Annotated in this window: 20 protein-coding genes, 1 tRNA gene and 1 other annotated feature; of the genes, 16 read left to right on the top strand and 5 right to left on the bottom strand. The window is 35.5% G+C overall.

The genetic code is table 11. From position 1 onward, the window contains the following. The first annotated feature begins 95 nt into the window (after nt 1–95). The 4 genes from pta to AC4BBR_RS13440 all read left to right on the top strand — a co-directional run bounded on the left by pta (nt 96) and on the right by AC4BBR_RS13440 (nt 3,691). Nucleotides 96–1,076 carry a phosphate acetyltransferase gene (gene pta, locus AC4BBR_RS13455; protein ID WP_490460016.1) on the top strand — a complete coding sequence of 327 codons (981 nt, stop codon included), beginning with the start codon at nt 96–98 and terminating at the stop codon, nt 1,074–1,076. 123 nt (nt 1,077–1,199) lie between these two features. Continuing rightward, nucleotides 1,200–1,673, top strand: coding sequence for a tRNA (adenosine(37)-N6)-threonylcarbamoyltransferase complex ATPase subunit type 1 TsaE (gene tsaE / locus AC4BBR_RS13450; protein WP_490460015.1), 474 nt, complete (start codon nt 1,200–1,202; stop codon nt 1,671–1,673). Further along, nucleotides 1,670–2,191: a GNAT family N-acetyltransferase gene (locus AC4BBR_RS13445; RefSeq protein ID WP_490460014.1), complete on the top strand. Its 522-nt coding sequence runs from the start codon at nt 1,670–1,672 to the stop codon at nt 2,189–2,191. The genes tsaE and AC4BBR_RS13445 overlap by 4 nt, the downstream gene beginning before the upstream one ends. Nucleotides 2,192–2,371: 180 nt before the next feature. Further along, nucleotides 2,372–3,691: a 6-phospho-beta-glucosidase gene (locus AC4BBR_RS13440; RefSeq protein WP_490460013.1), complete on the top strand. Its 1,320-nt coding sequence runs from the start codon at nt 2,372–2,374 to the stop codon at nt 3,689–3,691. A gap of 24 nt (nt 3,692–3,715) precedes the next feature. Here AC4BBR_RS13440 and AC4BBR_RS13435 read toward each other — a convergent pair whose 3' ends face one another. Genes AC4BBR_RS13435 through AC4BBR_RS13425 form a run of 3 tightly spaced genes read right to left on the bottom strand, consistent with a single transcriptional unit; the run spans nt 3,716 to nt 5,842 of the window. After that, the gene (locus AC4BBR_RS13435; RefSeq protein ID WP_490462126.1) at nt 3,716–4,468 is read right to left on the bottom strand and encodes a MurR/RpiR family transcriptional regulator; all 753 of its coding nucleotides are present in this window, start codon (nt 4,466–4,468) and stop codon (nt 3,716–3,718) included. 39 nt (nt 4,469–4,507) lie between these two features. Next, nucleotides 4,508–5,302, bottom strand: coding sequence for an alpha/beta fold hydrolase (locus AC4BBR_RS13430; RefSeq protein ID WP_490460012.1), 795 nt, complete (start codon nt 5,300–5,302; stop codon nt 4,508–4,510). Between the two features lie 18 nt (nt 5,303–5,320). Continuing rightward, the gene (locus AC4BBR_RS13425) at nt 5,321–5,842 is read right to left on the bottom strand and encodes a GNAT family N-acetyltransferase (protein ID WP_490460011.1); all 522 of its coding nucleotides are present in this window, start codon (nt 5,840–5,842) and stop codon (nt 5,321–5,323) included. Nucleotides 5,843–6,076: 234 nt separating this feature from the next. On the opposite strand from AC4BBR_RS13425, the gene AC4BBR_RS13420 reads away from it, so the two are divergent. The 3 genes from AC4BBR_RS13420 to AC4BBR_RS13410 are packed head-to-tail and all read left to right on the top strand — an operon-like array spanning nt 6,077 to nt 10,153. Beyond that, the gene (locus AC4BBR_RS13420) at nt 6,077–6,538 is read left to right on the top strand and encodes a MarR family winged helix-turn-helix transcriptional regulator (RefSeq protein WP_490460010.1); all 462 of its coding nucleotides are present in this window, start codon (nt 6,077–6,079) and stop codon (nt 6,536–6,538) included. Continuing rightward, complete coding sequence (locus AC4BBR_RS13415; protein WP_490460009.1) at nt 6,535–8,271, top strand: ABC transporter ATP-binding protein; 1,737 nt, start codon at nt 6,535–6,537, stop codon at nt 8,269–8,271. Before AC4BBR_RS13420 ends, AC4BBR_RS13415 begins: the two co-directional genes overlap by 4 nt. Further along, entirely contained in the window at nt 8,264–10,153 is a 1,890-nt protein-coding gene (locus AC4BBR_RS13410) for an ABC transporter ATP-binding protein (RefSeq protein WP_490460008.1), read from the top strand. The genes AC4BBR_RS13415 and AC4BBR_RS13410 overlap by 8 nt, the downstream gene beginning before the upstream one ends. Nucleotides 10,154–10,233: 80 nt before the next feature. Here the strand turns inward: AC4BBR_RS13410 and AC4BBR_RS13405 are convergent. Beyond that, nucleotides 10,234–10,307 (bottom strand) — tRNA-Arg (locus AC4BBR_RS13405). 171 nt (nt 10,308–10,478) lie between these two features. After that, nucleotides 10,479–10,557 (top strand) — a sequence feature (ribosomal protein L21 leader region). 19 nt (nt 10,558–10,576) lie between these two features. Between AC4BBR_RS13405 and rplU the strand changes: the two genes are divergently transcribed. From rplU to AC4BBR_RS13360, 9 genes are all read left to right on the top strand, one after another. Then, nucleotides 10,577–10,885, top strand: coding sequence for a 50S ribosomal protein L21 (rplU, locus tag AC4BBR_RS13400; RefSeq protein WP_010762829.1), 309 nt, complete (start codon nt 10,577–10,579; stop codon nt 10,883–10,885). Between the two features lie 34 nt (nt 10,886–10,919). After that, nucleotides 10,920–11,264 (top strand): ribosomal-processing cysteine protease Prp, encoded by a 345-nt coding sequence (locus AC4BBR_RS13395; protein WP_490460007.1) that lies wholly within the window; start codon nt 10,920–10,922, stop codon nt 11,262–11,264. Nucleotides 11,265–11,276: 12 nt separating this feature from the next. After that, a complete protein-coding gene (rpmA, locus tag AC4BBR_RS13390) occupies nt 11,277–11,564 on the top strand; it encodes a 50S ribosomal protein L27 (protein ID WP_490460006.1) in 288 nt (95 codons plus the stop codon). Between the two features lie 432 nt (nt 11,565–11,996). Beyond that, the gene (locus tag AC4BBR_RS13385; RefSeq protein WP_490460005.1) at nt 11,997–12,473 is read left to right on the top strand and encodes a hypothetical protein; all 477 of its coding nucleotides are present in this window, start codon (nt 11,997–11,999) and stop codon (nt 12,471–12,473) included. Between the two features lie 23 nt (nt 12,474–12,496). Next, entirely contained in the window at nt 12,497–12,889 is a 393-nt protein-coding gene (locus AC4BBR_RS13380; protein ID WP_490460004.1) for a hypothetical protein, read from the top strand. Continuing rightward, a complete protein-coding gene (locus AC4BBR_RS13375; protein ID WP_490460003.1) occupies nt 12,868–13,554 on the top strand; it encodes a hypothetical protein in 687 nt (228 codons plus the stop codon). The genes AC4BBR_RS13380 and AC4BBR_RS13375 overlap by 22 nt, the downstream gene beginning before the upstream one ends. 162 nt (nt 13,555–13,716) lie before the next feature. Further along, nucleotides 13,717–14,181, top strand: coding sequence for a DUF2798 domain-containing protein (locus AC4BBR_RS13370; RefSeq protein WP_490460002.1), 465 nt, complete (start codon nt 13,717–13,719; stop codon nt 14,179–14,181). A 163-nt stretch (nt 14,182–14,344) separates the two neighbouring features. Beyond that, the gene (locus tag AC4BBR_RS13365; RefSeq protein ID WP_490460001.1) at nt 14,345–14,749 is read left to right on the top strand and encodes a pyridoxamine 5'-phosphate oxidase family protein; all 405 of its coding nucleotides are present in this window, start codon (nt 14,345–14,347) and stop codon (nt 14,747–14,749) included. A 265-nt stretch (nt 14,750–15,014) separates the two neighbouring features. Further along, nucleotides 15,015–15,161 carry a hypothetical protein gene (locus tag AC4BBR_RS13360; RefSeq protein WP_490460000.1) on the top strand — a complete coding sequence of 49 codons (147 nt, stop codon included), beginning with the start codon at nt 15,015–15,017 and terminating at the stop codon, nt 15,159–15,161. A gap of 138 nt (nt 15,162–15,299) precedes the next feature. Here the strand turns inward: AC4BBR_RS13360 and AC4BBR_RS13355 are convergent, their stop codons facing one another. Continuing rightward, complete coding sequence (locus AC4BBR_RS13355; RefSeq protein ID WP_490459999.1) at nt 15,300–16,109, bottom strand: metallophosphoesterase; 810 nt, start codon at nt 16,107–16,109, stop codon at nt 15,300–15,302. Between the last annotated feature and the right edge of the window lie 112 nt (nt 16,110–16,221).

The raw sequence follows: 16,221 nt of genomic DNA, 5'->3' as shown, positions 1-16,221 counted from the left end.
ACATTTTTTACACTAATACAGCTAGAAATAACTGTTATTTTCTTAGAAAATAGTGTATGATTAGATAGTATAAATAATCAGTTGGAGGGTATATCGTGGAATTATTCGATAGCTTAAAATTTAAAGTCATTCGCCGTAACATCAAAATTGTTTTCCCTGAAGCAACAGATCCTCGTATTTTAGGAGCCGCTGCCCGTTTGAAAGCAGAAGAATTAATGGAACCAATCTTGATTGGAAAACAAGAAAAAATTGTAGAAGCAGCCCACGCTCGCGGAATCAAAACATCTAGCTTTACAATTATCGATCCTGACAATTATGACGGATGGGAAGAAATGGTCACAGCGTTTGTTGAACGCCGTAATGGAAAAGTCACAGATGAAGATGCACGTAAAATTTTAAAAGATGTAAATTACTTTGGCACTATGCTTACTTACATGGGTCTTGCTGATGGTATGGTTAGTGGTGCAATCCACTCAACTGGCGACACTGTTCGTCCAGCTTTACAAATCATCAAAACAAAACCAGGCGTAAGCCGTACGAGTGGTGCAATGATCATGGTTCGTGGTCGTGACCAAGAAAAATATATCTTTGCGGATTGTGCAATCAACGTGAATCCAACCGCACAAGAGTTAGCTGAGATTGCAGTTGATAGTGCAAAAACAGCTGAATTATTCGATATCGAGCCAAAAGTAGCAATGATGAGCTTTTCAACAAAGGGGTCTGCTAAAGCACCTGAAGTCGATAAAGTTGTTGAGGCAACAAAAATTGCTAAAAGTTTAGCGCCTGAACTTGAGATCGATGGTGAATTACAATTTGATGCTTCGTACGTTGCATCAGTTGCACAATTAAAAGCACCAAATTCATCTGTAGCTGGACAAGCCACAGTCTTTGTTTTCCCAGAACTACAATCAGGAAATATTGGCTACAAGATTGCACAACGTTTAGGTAACTTTGAAGCGATTGGTCCAATCTTGCAAGGATTGAACAAACCAGTTTCTGATTTATCTCGTGGAGCAAACGAAGAAGATATTTACAAATTATCAATTATTACAGCGGCTCAAACATTAATGAGCTAATAAAAAGTTACTAGGGAATCTGACCAAAGCGTTTAGCGTTTTGCTTTGACTCCCTAGTTTTTTTTTCAATAATTCGGTATACTACACTACATAGAAATATGGAAAATTTAAGTAGGTGAAAAAATGAATATCACAATCAATAATGCCAAAGAAATGGAATCACTAGCAAAAATTATCGGGTTAGTCGCTGTTCCTGGAGATAACATCATTCTTTCTGGAGAGTTAGGCGCTGGAAAAACCACGATGACGAAAGGAATTGCCTTAGGTTTAGGAATCGATCAAATGATCAAAAGCCCCACTTATACGATTATTCGTGAGTATCAGCAAGGACGCTTGCCGTTGTATCATATGGATGTATACCGCATTGAAAATGGTGCGGATGATCTTGGATTAGATGAATACTTTGAAGGTGATGGATTATCCGTCGTTGAGTGGGGAAAATTATTGGGTGAATTTTTACCGACAGATTATTTAGAGATTACGATTGCAAAAGATTCTGAAGATATGGAAAAAAGAGTGGTTTCGATTCAAACAATTGGAACACAGGCAGAAAAGTATTTGGCTCGTATTCAGAAAAAAATGGAGGAACGTGTATGACAGAGGTTGAATTTACGATTCGGGAGGCAATTCCAGATGATGCAGCAGAGATTTTACATGCGTTAAAAATGGCTGGCAGTGAAACACCTTATTTAGTAATGGATGAAAAAGGTATGGAAATGACGACTGATGAGATGAGTGAGAATTTAGCAAATCTTTATGAATCGCCAAATAACGTATTGATGGTTGCTTTGGCTGATGGAAAAGTTATAGGAACGGCTTCTGTAAAAGCATCATCGAAAAGGCGTATTGAACATATTGGTGAAATCGGGATCAGTATTTTAAAGGATTATTGGGGCTTTGGTTTAGGGAGTTTAATGATGGAAGAACTAATTTCATGGGCGCAAGAAAGTGAAGTGATTCGTCGCTTGGAATTAACTGTTCAACATCGAAATCAACGTGCAGTCCATGTTTATGAAAAAATTGGTTTTACGACAGAAGCAATCATGCCTCGAGGTGCGAAAACGGATGATGGGGACTTCTTAGATGTCCGTTTGATGAGTATGATGATTGATTAAACCCAAAAGAGAGTAAATAGGAGGCATCCTTGTTTATTCTCTTTTTTTGTAACATGTTGTTACTCGAATGTCACAGGTTACATCTTCTTTCGTCTGTAACCACTTTCTTCTTTTCTATATATTCTCTCTCGGTAAAAGGCTATACTAAAATCAGATAAAACGCTTAAGGAGCTGAACGAGATGTCAAAAGGAATTAAAATCGTTACGATCGGTGGAGGATCAAGTTACACACCAGAATTAGTTGAAGGATTTATTAAACGATACGATGAATTGCCTGTACGTGAGTTGTGGCTAGTTGATATTGAAGCAGGAAAAGAAAAACTAGAAATCGTGGGCGCAATGGCGAAACGTATGGTTAAAGCGGCAGGTGTTGACTGTGAAGTACATTTAACGTTGGATCGTCGTGAAGCATTGAAAGATGCTGATTTCGTTACAACACAATTACGTGTGGGACTTTTAGATGCCCGTATTTTAGATGAACGTATCCCGTTAAGTCATGGCTTGATTGGTCAAGAAACCAATGGAGCCGGTGGAATTTTCAAAGCGTTGCGAACGGTTCCAGTCATTTTAGATATTGTAGAAGATATGAAAGAACTTTGTCCAAATGCTTGGTTGATCAACTTTACTAACCCAGCAGGTATGGTAACAGAAGCTGTTTTACGCTATGGTAATTGGGATAAAGTGGTTGGTCTATGTAATATCCCAGTCAACGCAGTGTTTGAAGAAGCAGAATTATTAGGTGAAAACAATCGTGATCTCTTCTTCCAGTTTGCAGGAATCAATCATTTACACTGGCATACAATTACAGATAAAAACGGAAAAGACCGTACTGATGAATTAATCAAAGTAATGTATGGTCAAGACGATGCCAAATCAATTGTTGCTAACATTAAAGACAACAATTTGATCTGGGAACAAGTTGAAAATCTACACATGGTTCCTTGTCCATATCATAATTATTACTATTACACAGATAAAATGTTAGCCGAAGAATTAGAAGACTTCGAAAACAATGGCACACGTGCTGAAAAAGTCAAAGAGATTGAACATGAATTATTTGAACTATACAAAGATCCTAATTTAGACTATAAACCAAAACAATTAGCAGAACGTGGCGGTGCTCGTTACAGTGATGCAGCCTGTGAAATCATCAATTCTATCCATAATGATAAACGCACGACGATGACTGTCAGCACTCGAAACAATGGTACAATCACAGATCTACCAGCTGAAAGTGCAGTAGAAGTAACCTGTACAATTACTGCAAAAGGTCCAGTTCCTTATAACTTTGGTAGCTTTAAACCGCAAGAACGCGGTTTATTACAAGTGATGAAATCAATGGAAGAGTTAACAATCGAAGCGGCTGTTACAGGTGATTATGGCACATTATTACAAGCCTTTACAATGAATCCACTGATTACAAGTGGTGATGTTGCTAAAGAATTGATGGATGAATTATTGGAAGCACATAAACAATATTTACCAGCTTTCTTTAAATAAGAGAAGAAGCAAGACAACTCGTTTTTATAAGTTGACTTGCTTTTGTTTTTGCACTTCCTTCGCTAAATATTCTACTGTATAAAGTGCAGGCACCTGAGACGTAATATCACTATCCCCAATTCTTTCTGTTGAAATATAATAAGGGATATTTACATCAGAAAGAGCTGCAATCGGTGATTTTTCACTATTAGTAATCGAAATAATCGAACTATCATTTGTAATAAAATGATTTAGATAATTGATGATGGCCTCATTTTCACCACTAACAGAAAGAGCAATCACGCACACATTTTTTGCCATCGCTTTATTGAAAAAATTGACTGGATGATTGATTGGGTCTTCGATATGAAACGCCATACTAAAAATAGAAGAAAAATACAGTGCACCATATTCAGCAATAATATTTGATGAGCCGGTTCCGATAAACAATACAAGATCTTTTTCGGACAATAATTTTGCTGCAGCCTGAATCCGTTCTTGATAAAAAGCTTCAGTAGAGCGCTGGATAAAATTAGTAAAAGATGTTTCATCCACGGCATGTGTGGTGACAGGTTCAGTCAATGATTTTCGATATAAATTCAATTTGATTTTAAATTCAGAAAAACCTTCACAATCAAACTTTCGACAAAAACGTAAAATACTGGCAGTGCTGCTGTGGGTTTCTTTGGCTAGCTCACGAATTCGCATATAAACCACTTCATCTAGATGAGACGCAATATATTTATAAATTTCTAAATCGATAGGACTTAAATCTGGACTGTGATCTAAGAATAACAAGATATCCACTACTTTCTTTGTTGAATAATTAATAGTTGTTTAGTGTAGAAAAAAATCAGTTACCAGTTGCTCAACTAATTCTGGACATTCTAAGTTAGCTAAATGAGCAGCATTAGGAATAATTACTTTTTCAGCATGAGTAATTTTTTGATGTAAAAAAGCAGAAATTTTTTGAAAATCATCAACATCATGATCACCAATAATAATCAACACTGGACATGTGAATTGATCTAATTTTGTAGATAGTGGCTGAGCTGTTTGAATTTCTTTAATGGGTGATCGTGGTTCTGACTTAGTAAAAGCTGTCATTTGCATATCAAGTATTAGCTTTTTTATGTTAGAATCGAAATATTTGGGATCACGGTCTCTAAGAACCCATGTGTGATAATTTAAATCGGCTGCTTGTTCGTACTGATTTAGTGCTAATAATTGTTCCTCTTTTTCATCATATTGTTGCAATTCTTCAGAAAAATCCCATTCTCCAATAGCGGAAGATTCTAATGCTAAACGTAAACAGCGCTTAGGATTTTCAAGTACAAAATCTAATGCTATTTTTCCACCAAAAGAGGCTGCGAAGACCCCTGTTTGTTCGATTTTTAAATGATTTAAAAGCTCATTAATAATCATTGTATAAGAAAATGAGCCACCTGTAAATGAACTTTGACCGAAGCCAGGAAGATCAAATCGAGTGACTTGAAACTGCTGATCCAAAGAATGAAATTCATGATCCCACATTCGTGAATCAGCGATTCCAGCGTGAATTAATAAAATATGACTTCCTTGACCTTTCGATTCAAAATAAATAGTAGCACCAGAAACGTTTAAAAAAGGCATTTGATCCCTCCAATATTGTTAGTTTAGATCAAGACTATAAACAAAATGTCTGACTGGTCGTCCAGAATAATCTTTATCAAATTGTTTGATGATGGTCATACTATTTTTTTCTGCAACTTTTCGAGAGGACAGATTTGTATCTCGAATGATTGAACAAATTTTTTCAGCTTTTAATTTATCTTTAGCATAAGCCATGCATAGTTGGCTGGCGGAACTTGCATAGCCTTGATTCCAATAGCGCTTGTTGACTAAATAGCCTATTTCTAATAGGGATTCATCTTCAACATCAGAATAGACGATTCCGCATTGACCAATAAATTTATTATTCTTTTGATCGACAATTGCCCACAAACCAAAGCCGTTTTCTTGATAGCTTTTCAAATTCCAATTTAGCCAATCTTTTACTTTTTCTTCTGAAAATACTGATTCATAGGCATACATCGTTTCTTTATCTTGTAAAATTAAACATAAATCATCAAAATCATCAAGTGTAAATTCTCTCAAATAGAGTTGTCCATTTTCGATTACTTTTTTAGTCATTATTAATTCCCTTCTTTTATTTATTGTAAGAATTATTTCAGTTACTTTAGCTTAGTACTTTTTAATTGCGTTCAATTAGTGGGGAAGAATCTTGACTAAAGCACTCGTTCATTTATTTTACCATGATCAAGTAAAATAATTTTATTAAAAGAGTTAATCAAAACATGCTTGACCTTCATACCTCTCTTATCGTAACATAGTTAGGAACCGAACTATTGGCTAAGGAGGTAAATCATGGATAAAAAAATCGGTCTAAAAATTAGAATTTTAGCTAATGAACTAAACCGAAAGGCGGCAGAAATTTTGAAAGAAGATGGCGAAGCTTCATCAAGCATTCAAATGCGCATTCTCAATTTTATCCATCGTCGTAATGGTCAACAAGTACCAGTCTATCAAAAAGATATAGAACAAGAATTTGATATTCGGCGTTCCACTGCAACAGGTGTGCTACAAACGATGGAAAAACGCTTATTTATCGAGCGAAGAAGTTGTCAAAAAGATAACCGCTTCAAAACGATTGTCTTAACTAAATTAGGACAACAGAAAGTTAAAGAAAATATTGTTAAGCTACATAAATTCGATGAACTACTCGTTCAAGGGATTTCTGAAGAGGAGTTGACAATCTTTTTTAAATTGTTGGATAAACTATCTGAGAATAGCAAAAAAGTAAATAAGGAAGGCGAGCTGATTACGTGATAAAAAAACTCATCGCCAATATAGGCGTATATAAAAAAGAAAGTATTATAACTCCGATTTTTGTAACTGGTGAAGTGATTTTAGACATCATTATTCCTTTAGTGATGGCCATGATGATTGATAATGGTATTGAAAAAGGTGACACGAAAGCCATTTTGATGTATGGAGCAATTTTATTTATTTGCGCGATTATTGCTTTATTTTTCGGTGCAATGTCTGGTCGTTATGCCGCGGTTGCCTCAGCTGGTTTTGCAAAAAATTTACGAGATCAATTATTTGTCAGAATCCAAGGGTTCTCTTTTTCAAACATCGATCGCTTTTCCACTTCAAGTTTGATTACACGGATGACAACTGACGTGACCAATGTGCAAAATGCTTATCAAATGGTGATTCGAATTTTAGTGCGCAGTCCATTGATTTTAATTTTTTCGCTAGCGATGGCGTTTAGTATCAATAAAGATCTGTCTTTGATTTATTTAGGCGTCGTTCCATTTCTGATGATTGGTTTAGCGGCAGTGATTTATTTTGCTCATCCTAATTTCAATAAAGTTTTTCGTATTTACGATAAATTAAATAATGTTGTACAGGAAAATTTGCAAGGGATTCGTGTAGTTAAGTCATATGTAAGAGAAGACCATGAGGATGAGAAATTCAAAACGGTTTCTAAAGATATCTACAAAACATTCTCGAAAGCACAAAGTATCGTTGCGTTTAATAATCCTATTCTGCAGTTTGCGGTATATACTTGTATGTTGCTGATATCTTGGTTAGGGGCAAAATTTGTGGTCGGTGGCACATTGACTACTGGTGAATTAGTCAGCATGTTTACGTATACAATGCAAATTTTGATGAGTTTGAATATGTTATCAATGGTTTTTGTAATAGTTCTTATTGCACGGACTTCTGCTGAGCGGATAACAGAGGTTTTATCAGAAGAAAGTGATTTAAAAAACAATGCCGATCCGCTTTATGAAATTCCAGACGGCTCAGTTCGCTTTAAAGATGCGTGTTTCAGCTATGCCAATGATCTCGAAAAATTGGCATTAATGCACGCGGATATGGAAATTAAATCTGGAGAAGTAATTGGGGTCGTCGGAGGAACAGGTAGTTCAAAATCAACGTTAGTTCAGTTAATTCCAAGATTATATGATGTGACACAAGGATCGGTCGAAGTTGGCGGACACGATGTGCGCAAGTATGATTTAAAATCATTGCGTGATCAAGTTAGTATGGTTTTACAAAACAATGTACTATTTACAGGGACGATCAAAGAGAATTTGCGCTGGGGAAATGAAGATGCGACGGATGAGGATTTGATCAGAGTGTGTAAAATTGCTCAGGCAAATAGTTTTATTGAAGAGTTTCCAGATAAATATGACACAATGCTTTCTCAAGGCGGAAATAATGTTTCGGGTGGTCAAAAACAACGTTTGTGTATTGCTCGTGCCCTGTTAAAGAAACCTAAAATTTTAATTTTAGATGATTCAACAAGTGCTGTAGACACAAAAACAGATCGCCTGATTAGAGAAGGAATGCGGCAAGAAATTCCTGGAACGACGACGTTCATTATCGGACAACGCGTTTCTTCTGTTCAAGATTCTGATCGTATTATTGTGATGGATAAAGGGTTGATCGACGCTATCGGAACCCATGATGAATTATTGGCTAATAATCAGATTTATCAAGAAGTTTATGAGTCTCAAGAGAAAGGATTTGGTGAAGAGAATGCGTGATGAACAAACAAAAGGAATTCGCAAAAGTCAAGATTCTTTGAAAACGTTGACGCGTTTGTTTTCATATATGGCTAAAAAATATACGTTTCGTCTTGTGCTAGTAATGATTCTCATCTTACTAAGTACCTTTGCTAATGTCCGAGGTTCTTTATTCTTACAAGTAGTGATCGATGATTATATCACCCCGTTACTTGGAAAAAGCAATCCTAATTTTTCTGGACTATTAAAGGCAATTACAACGATGGCGCTGATTTACGGCGTTGGGATCATTTCAAATTTAGGCTTTAATCTTATTATGGTTCGTATTAGTGAAGGAACACAAAAAACGATTCGAGATGAAATGTTTACCCATCTAGAAACCTTACCGATTCGCTACTTTGATTCAAATTCTGATGGGGATATCATGAGTCATTTTACGAATGATACGGACACTCTGCGGCAGATGATTTCTCAAAGTATTCCTAATCTGATTGCAGCTGTAGTCAGTTTTGTCAGCGTGTTTATCGCTATGTTTACAATCAGTGTTCCACTGACTCTAGTTGTGATGGTCTCTGTTTCTATAATGATTGTTACGATCCGAATGATTGCTGGGCGCAGTAGCCGTTATTTTGGGAAACAACAACGGGATTTAGGGCGTGTAAATGGTTTTATTGAAGAAACGATGCATGGACAAAAAGTAGTGAAAATATTTAACCACGAGCCGCAAACAATTAGACAATTCAAAGGAATCAACGAAGAATTGCGTCAAAGTGCGACTCAAGCTAATAAATATGCGAATAGTTTAATGCCAATCATGATGAATTTGTTAAATATCCAATATGTACTCTTAGCAGTAATTGGAGGACTTTTTTCCGTTTACGGTATTTCGGGTTTAACTATCGGGATGATTGCTTCTTTTCTTCAATTAAGTCGTTCGTTGAATATGCCAATTAGCCAGGTTTCTCAGCAAATTAATTTTGTCATTATGGCCTTAGCCGGAGCAGATCGAATCTTTAATTTGATTGATGAAAAACAGGAAGTAGATGAAGGGTACGTGACCTTAGTTCATGTGAAGCGACAGGGAGATACGTTTGTTGAAAGTAAAACTAGAACAGGTATTTGGGCATGGAGACACCCGCACAACGATGGTACAGTGACTTATACGGAATTAACTGGAGATGTTCGTTTTGAAGATGTATCTTTTGGTTATACAGATAGAAATCGAGTTCTAAAAGATATCAATCTTTACGCAGAACCAGGTCAAAAAGTTGCGTTTGTCGGAGCAACAGGTGCTGGGAAAACAACGATCACAAACTTGATCAATCGTTTTTACGATATTCAAGAAGGAAAAATTCGTTATGATGGAATTAATGTGAAGAAAATTAAAAAAAGTTCTTTGAGAAGATCATTAGGAATTGTATTACAGGATACTCATTTGTTTACAGGAACGATTCGTGAAAATATTCGTTATGGAAAATTGAATGCATCAGATGAAGATGTGCTTTATGCGGCTCAATTAGCAAATGCAGAGGATTTTATCAATAACCTACCGAATAAATATGACACAGTGATTACAGGTGATGGTGAAGGTTTATCTCAAGGACAACGTCAATTATTGTCGATCGCTCGGGCTGCTATTGCTGATCCTCCAGTAATGATTTTAGATGAAGCGACTTCCAGTATTGATACAAGAACAGAAAAATATGTGCAAGCTGGAATGGATCGTTTGATGAGAGGTAGGACAGTTTTTGTGATTGCTCACCGTTTATCGACGATTCAAAATTCTGATGCGATTATGGTGATGGATCATGGACGCATTATCGAACGAGGCAGTCATGAGGCTCTACTTGAAGAAAAAGGAATCTATCATCAATTATATACTGGAAAAGTAGAACTTTCATAAGATAAATAAAAATTAAGATCAATAAAAAAACACTGACCAGTTAATGGTCAGTGTTTTTTTTGTATAAACGTTTAAAAGAATACGCCAAGAGAGATTCGAACTCCCGACCGCTCGCTTAGAAGGCGAGTGCTCTATCCAGCTGAGCTATTGGCGCAAATTGTTAACGCAACAGAGTTTATTATAATGAACATAGAAAACAAAGTCAATCATAAATTTGAAATAACACAATTTTTTTTCGAAAAGAGGTTTATATAGTTAAATGATTAAGTTTTTATTGACTCTGTTTCTTTACTTTGATACAATGTTAATGTTGTAATTGTGGACTCCACAGCTACAACCGCGCAGAACAAGTTTTATGAGTATGGCAATAGTCATCACTTGGGATGGCGAGTCTAAGTCTAGAAGAAGGAGGTGCTGTATAGCATGTACGCAATTATCAAAACTGGTGGTAAACAAGTAAAAGTTGAGGTAGGTCAAGCAATTTACGTTGAAAAATTAGACGTAGAAGCTGGCGAAAAAGTTGTTTTTGACGAAGTTATCTTAGTGGGTGGCGAATCTACGAAAGTAGGAGCTCCAACTGTCGCAGGTGCAACTGTCGAAGGAACTGTAGAAAAACACGGCAAACAAAAGAAAGTCGTGACTTTCAAATACAAACCTAAAAAACACACTCACCGCAAACAAGGTCACCGTCAACCATATACAAAAGTTGTAATCAACGCAATCAACGCATAATTCTTTTAAGTTGCATAGGAAAGAAGGCCTATCAATGATTAAAAGTTCTTTTAAACGAAATGACTCAGGTCAAATTGTTTCTTTTGAAGTCTCAGGGCATGCGGAATCAGGTCCCTATGGCAGTGACATCGTTTGTGCAGCTGTATCTGCTTTAGCGATTAGCACGGTCAATGGTATTGATGCGCTAGCTGGTTTCGAACCGATTGTCGAAACTAACGAAGATGAAGGTGGTTACCTTTATGTTGAAGTGATTTCAAATGCCAATCAGGAACAAACCAACATTGCCCAAATTCTCTTGGAAAACCTTCTATTAGGTTTACAAGCAGTTGAGCAAGAAAATCTTGAATTTATTCAAGTCAAAACCATAAACGAAAAATAGGAGGTGCAGACGATGTTATTAAACATGAATTTACAATTATTCGCCCACAAAAAAGGTGGAGGTTCTACTTCCAACGGACGTGATTCAGAATCTAAACGCCTAGGCGCTAAAAGTGCTGATGGACAAGCAGTAACTGGTGGATCAATTTTGTACCGTCAACGCGGAACTAAAATTTATCCAGGAGCTAACGTAGGTATTGGTGGAGATGATACTTTATTTGCTAAAGTAGATGGCGTAGTACGTTTCGAACGTAAAGGCCGTGACAAAAAACAAGTGTCTGTTTATCCAGTGGCTCAATAATTTTTGAACTGATCGGCTCTATTCCTTGTGTAGTAAGGGATAGGGTTTTTTATTTGAGGTACACAGATATTTAAATCGGCTCTTTGTCAACGAATATTGGTAAAGAAAATCCAAAGAATTAAATCAATTAGTATGAGGAGCGTGGGACAAAACGAAAGATCAGTTTTGTTTCACGCTCTAAATCTGAATAAACGGCGAGCAAAAAGCAGCTGCTATGCTTCACTCCGATCACATCCAATTCTAAGTGCTAAAGCACTAAGTTTTGAAGGCTTCGGAAATAAGCTGAAATTGCTGTGAAACACAGCGAGGTACGAGCTGATGTAGAATAGTACCTACTTGGTCACAAAAATTTGACAAGCAATTTTCGTGAATGCCCTCTTATTTCTCGGAGCTAAACGCTTTTGTCTTGGTCTCTTTGATTTAAATCAGCAAATGACTACAGGAAATTTTGATTATTTCCAGTCGTTATATGGCTTTGCTCAGTCAGGAAGAATAGTAAATGCGATGTATGGGATGGATTTTGCTATAGTTCAAGCCATTATATTAACTTTATTTGGAACTTGGGTTAAGTTTCAAATCGTTTCATCTTTCTTATGTTTTTTTGTCAGTGGCTTTTCAATGTATATATTGTGTAGATATGCAATGGTCAAAAATTCATATTCCATAATAGCATCTACTTTTTATATGTCTACTTCAACTATTGCATATTATGCATTAGTCACAAACTATTCTGGTTGGGGCGCAGCCTTTTTACCGCTGGCATTTCTTCCAGCAATTCGTAGGGTACAAAATGAAGAGAGACCGATTAAACCATTATTACTAGGTGTTCCAATTGCTTTACTAATATCTGTTCACATGTTTTCTACAGTGTTAGCCGTATTAGGATTGATTCCCTTCTATTATCTATGATAAAGGAGACGCTTTTTGCAATATTGATTGCTGTAGCACTTTCAGCTAATACATTTGGAAGTATAATAGATTTGTCCCGAGATACTTTAATTGGACCGTATCCTGTACAAGATATGTTTTCAAACAGTCCCTCTTTTTCAATGGGTACACCAGGATGGGCAACTTTTGTATTGATATTTTCCTTTCTTTTTATTTCTCAATCAGTAACTACTTTTGTATTTTGGAGACAACTCACAAATTTAGAAAAAATGATTAATTCTGTGGGGATTTTCTTTTTACTTCTTTCTTCAAAATTGCTTCCTTGGAATGCTATTGCAGCGAGAGTTACATTTATCCAAGGTATGCAGTTTCCACAAAAATTCGCTTGTGTTGCATGTATTTTGTTATTGTTAGGGTGGCAATTAGACTACAAATAGTACTTGAGGTCGATGCTAAAAAAACTCAATCCATTAGACGACCGATTTTAATTTTCTTTGCCACTATGGCAATTCTTAGCTGTAATAATATTAATCTGCAGATGACTTCAAGTTCAGATGTTTGGAAGTCGAATCAACCGATAAAAGATAAGGGAGCATCAGAGATAGTTGAAAGTGATCCTGAAAAGATAAGGCAAGCTTTCGGCGGACGCAACCAGCTTGGAAAAGGATTTTCAATTGCCGTAAAACCGACTTCCGATTATTTACCTAACTACAGCAAGGAGAAATTTGATACTTATGGAACATACTCAGCAGAAATTATCCATAATGAAAATAACGTGCTTAAAAAGGTTACATCAGATAATCAGATTGGATTAAATTGGGAGAATAAACAAGGTAAGAATGGTACGTTGCTTCCAATAATAATTTATAATCGTAGTACTGTAGAATTGAATGGTAAAAAAATATCTAAGTCTGATTATAAAGTTTCGAAGATGGGTAGTTTGATTATTGAGGTGCCGAAAGGTCAGAATAGGCTTGTTGTAGGTTATCAACCAAGTATACTCTTTAAACTAGCAATAGTTATTAAGCTATTTTCGATGGCTACTTTAACAATTTATGGAATAAGGTATTTTTTGAGTAGCAAACTGAACAAAGATGTATAGGATAAAAGAGGTATTGTCAGTTTGATATAGTGAAAGAAATTTTTTTAAACTTGCTTTTTGGAAACAACATCTATTTATACTACCTTTTTATAATTTTAACTTACGAAAATTTTTTTTTTATGGTAGCATAAACTCTGTTATCGAAAAAAGAGGAGTGTATGTATGCCACAAAACAAAAAAGAAGGAATATTTTTCACAACGATTGTCTGCTTTTTAATGGTGATTTCAATGAGTGCCTATAATCTTTTATTGCACGGACAATTTTCAGTAAGCAATTTATTAGGCGGGTTGGTGCCAGGATTTATTGTAGCGTTTCTATTTGACGTCTTAATTGTTTCATCTCCAGCTAAAAAAATCGCTTTTGCTTTGCCTATTAATAAAGAGAAGAAAATCCAGCTGATCATTGCGGTTTCGAGCTGCATGGTTTTAGGAATGGTCTTTTTTATGTCGATGTATGGCGTTCTCATGCAATTTGGTTTTACTGAAAATTTTTTGAATTACTACATGGATGCTTTTGCTAAAAATTTGATTATGGCATTGCCACTGCAATTATTGCTTGTTGGTCCGATCTGTAGAATGATTTTAAGTATGAGCCGACAAGGTAGTTGGTTAAAAGAAAATAGCTAACCGTTTATTCGGATTCCTTGAGGTTGGGATGTGACTCGAAGAGTTATGTTCTAGCCTCATTACCTTTTTAAGAAAAAATCGATTTAAAAGAGGAACTAGCGTTTTAAAACAAATGTAAAATTGTTACAATTAGTAAAATATTAATTAATGGAGGCCTTCAATAATGGAAATACATGAGCGAATTATCTGGTTATTAAATTCAAGTACCGTATTCTTGATTTCAACAATTGATAAACGTGATTTTCCAACGGTTATTGCTGTTTCTGAATCATTGTGGAGAGAAGGGTTATTAAAATTGCAGTTTTATTTAGATGGGAACGGTGAGACGATTAAGAATATTCAGGAGAATCCAAAGGGGGCAATTTGTTGCTATGAAGTGACTAAACATGAAAGTCTACTATTAAAAGGGAAGTTTACAGTCGAACAAATTGAGTCACTTGAAACAGTTGAATCTCAATTGTCAAGTTATCAAAAAGAATTAAATCACTTAGAGCCTGTATTGGTCACTTTTGAAACTTGGACAGCTAGAATACATATGGATAGAAAAACAAAAGATATTATTGTTTAGTAATGAAAGAAAGCTTCTGTTACTTTTGTAAACTACGATATAAGGAGTTAAAAGGATATTGATTTCTACTCTTTTTATTTTTTCCAGTACAACAAACATTCTTAATGAACGTTAATTAACCTTCATTTTTTCTTAATGAGTGTTTATCATTTATTTGAAGTTTTTTATGTTTCAGTTAAGTTCTTTTGGTTATAGTTAATCATCAGCAATGGATGAAGATAGGTTCTATAAGCTTCTATCCATGAAAAAGAAAGGAGGAATGATGATGTACGCTGTAAAAGTATTGCATGGGTATATTGGTAAAGATGGGCAACGTACAAGAGATAAAAATCGTGCTCGAATTTTTCCAACTAAAAATTATGCAGAAAAATTCGCTGATAAAATTGGCGGTCGTGTTAAAGTGCTAGAATAAATTTATCATAAACTAACAGGAAGAACCCGGAACAAAACTAAATATCCGTTTTGTTTCGGGTTTTAAATTTGAATAAAAGGCAGGATTAGAAGCAATTTTTTTTAAAATGAGCGTCTGTCCCGATTTTTCTAAAAAAATTTACACATAAAGATCAAAAACAGCAATTTCTGGTGGAACGCTAAAACGTGCTGGGATTTTTGTTGTACCTAAGCCTGTATTGACATATAAAGTTGGCCCATTTTCTAAATGATAAAACCCTTCAAAATAGTTTTCAGCCATTCTATTTTTAATTATAATAAAAGGGAGTTTGATTTGGCCTCCATGGCTGTGACCTGATAAAATCAGTTGGATATTGTGATCAAGTACTTCATCCGCCTTGTCCGGTTCGTGGCTTAATAAAATAGTGTAGTCACTTTGTCGATCAATCAATGTGTCATTGATTGAAGAAGTACCTAATAATGAATCATCTAAACCGCCGATATAGACAGATTTTCCATTAGTTAGTGGAATGTTAACGCCAGAATTTTCCAGTAATTGAAAGTCGGCAGCTGCCAAAATTTCAGGATAAACACGAGCCGCTCCACCCCCGTAATCATGATTGCCCCAAACAGCGTATTTTCCTAAAGGAGCTGTTAATCGACTCAAAGCTGTAACTACTTCTTCAGTTGGTCCATATTTTGCGTAGTTATCAAATAAATCACCTGTAAATAAAATAATATCTGGTTTTTCTTTATTGACTGTTGTGACGATTTTTTCTAATTGTGCTACAGGATATTTTTCTTGGATATGAATATCTGAAAGTTGTACGATTTTGACTGGTTTTTGACCTTTATTTGTTCCTACTGAGTAATTATGTGTGACAATTTTTTTCGGTTCTATAAAAAAAGCATAAAGAGTCATGCCGACAATAGCTAATAGAAATAAATAGATAAAGTATCGCTTTTTCATTACTAACCTCACTTTCAAACTTTACTATAACGAAAAAAAATTAAAAAGTGATAAAATATAACTTGTAGTATAGAAACTTTAGAATAATTTAGTGGTTGTAGGTCTGCGGTGT

It is taken from the genome of Enterococcus sp. AMC1251 (assembly GCF_058216535.1).
Note: the sequence above shows the minus strand (reverse complement) of the source record. Positions and strands in the feature narration are given on the sequence as shown.

Excerpts from the sequence above, each read along its gene's own strand:
- AC4BBR_RS13385 (WP_490460005.1), top strand. The coding sequence starts at position 11,997 with ATGACTACAGGAAATTTTGATTATTTCCAGTCGTTATATGGCTTTGCT.
- AC4BBR_RS13440 (WP_490460013.1), top strand. The coding sequence starts at position 2,372 with ATGTCAAAAGGAATTAAAATCGTTACGATCGGTGGAGGATCAAGTTAC.
- AC4BBR_RS13425 (WP_490460011.1), bottom strand. The coding sequence starts at position 5,842 with ATGACTAAAAAAGTAATCGAAAATGGACAACTCTATTTGAGAGAATTT.
- tsaE (WP_490460015.1), top strand. The coding sequence starts at position 1,200 with ATGAATATCACAATCAATAATGCCAAAGAAATGGAATCACTAGCAAAA.
- rplU (WP_010762829.1), top strand. The coding sequence starts at position 10,577 with ATGTACGCAATTATCAAAACTGGTGGTAAACAAGTAAAAGTTGAGGTA.
- AC4BBR_RS13410 (WP_490460008.1), top strand. The coding sequence starts at position 8,264 with ATGCGTGATGAACAAACAAAAGGAATTCGCAAAAGTCAAGATTCTTTG.
- AC4BBR_RS13445 (WP_490460014.1), top strand. The coding sequence starts at position 1,670 with ATGACAGAGGTTGAATTTACGATTCGGGAGGCAATTCCAGATGATGCA.
- AC4BBR_RS13420 (WP_490460010.1), top strand. The coding sequence starts at position 6,077 with ATGGATAAAAAAATCGGTCTAAAAATTAGAATTTTAGCTAATGAACTA.
- AC4BBR_RS13365 (WP_490460001.1), top strand. The coding sequence starts at position 14,345 with ATGGAAATACATGAGCGAATTATCTGGTTATTAAATTCAAGTACCGTA.
- AC4BBR_RS13355 (WP_490459999.1), bottom strand. The coding sequence starts at position 16,109 with ATGAAAAAGCGATACTTTATCTATTTATTTCTATTAGCTATTGTCGGC.
- AC4BBR_RS13395 (WP_490460007.1), top strand. The coding sequence starts at position 10,920 with ATGATTAAAAGTTCTTTTAAACGAAATGACTCAGGTCAAATTGTTTCT.
- rpmA (WP_490460006.1), top strand. The coding sequence starts at position 11,277 with ATGTTATTAAACATGAATTTACAATTATTCGCCCACAAAAAAGGTGGA.
- AC4BBR_RS13360 (WP_490460000.1), top strand. The coding sequence starts at position 15,015 with ATGTACGCTGTAAAAGTATTGCATGGGTATATTGGTAAAGATGGGCAA.
- AC4BBR_RS13430 (WP_490460012.1), bottom strand. The coding sequence starts at position 5,302 with ATGCCTTTTTTAAACGTTTCTGGTGCTACTATTTATTTTGAATCGAAA.
- AC4BBR_RS13370 (WP_490460002.1), top strand. The coding sequence starts at position 13,717 with ATGCCACAAAACAAAAAAGAAGGAATATTTTTCACAACGATTGTCTGC.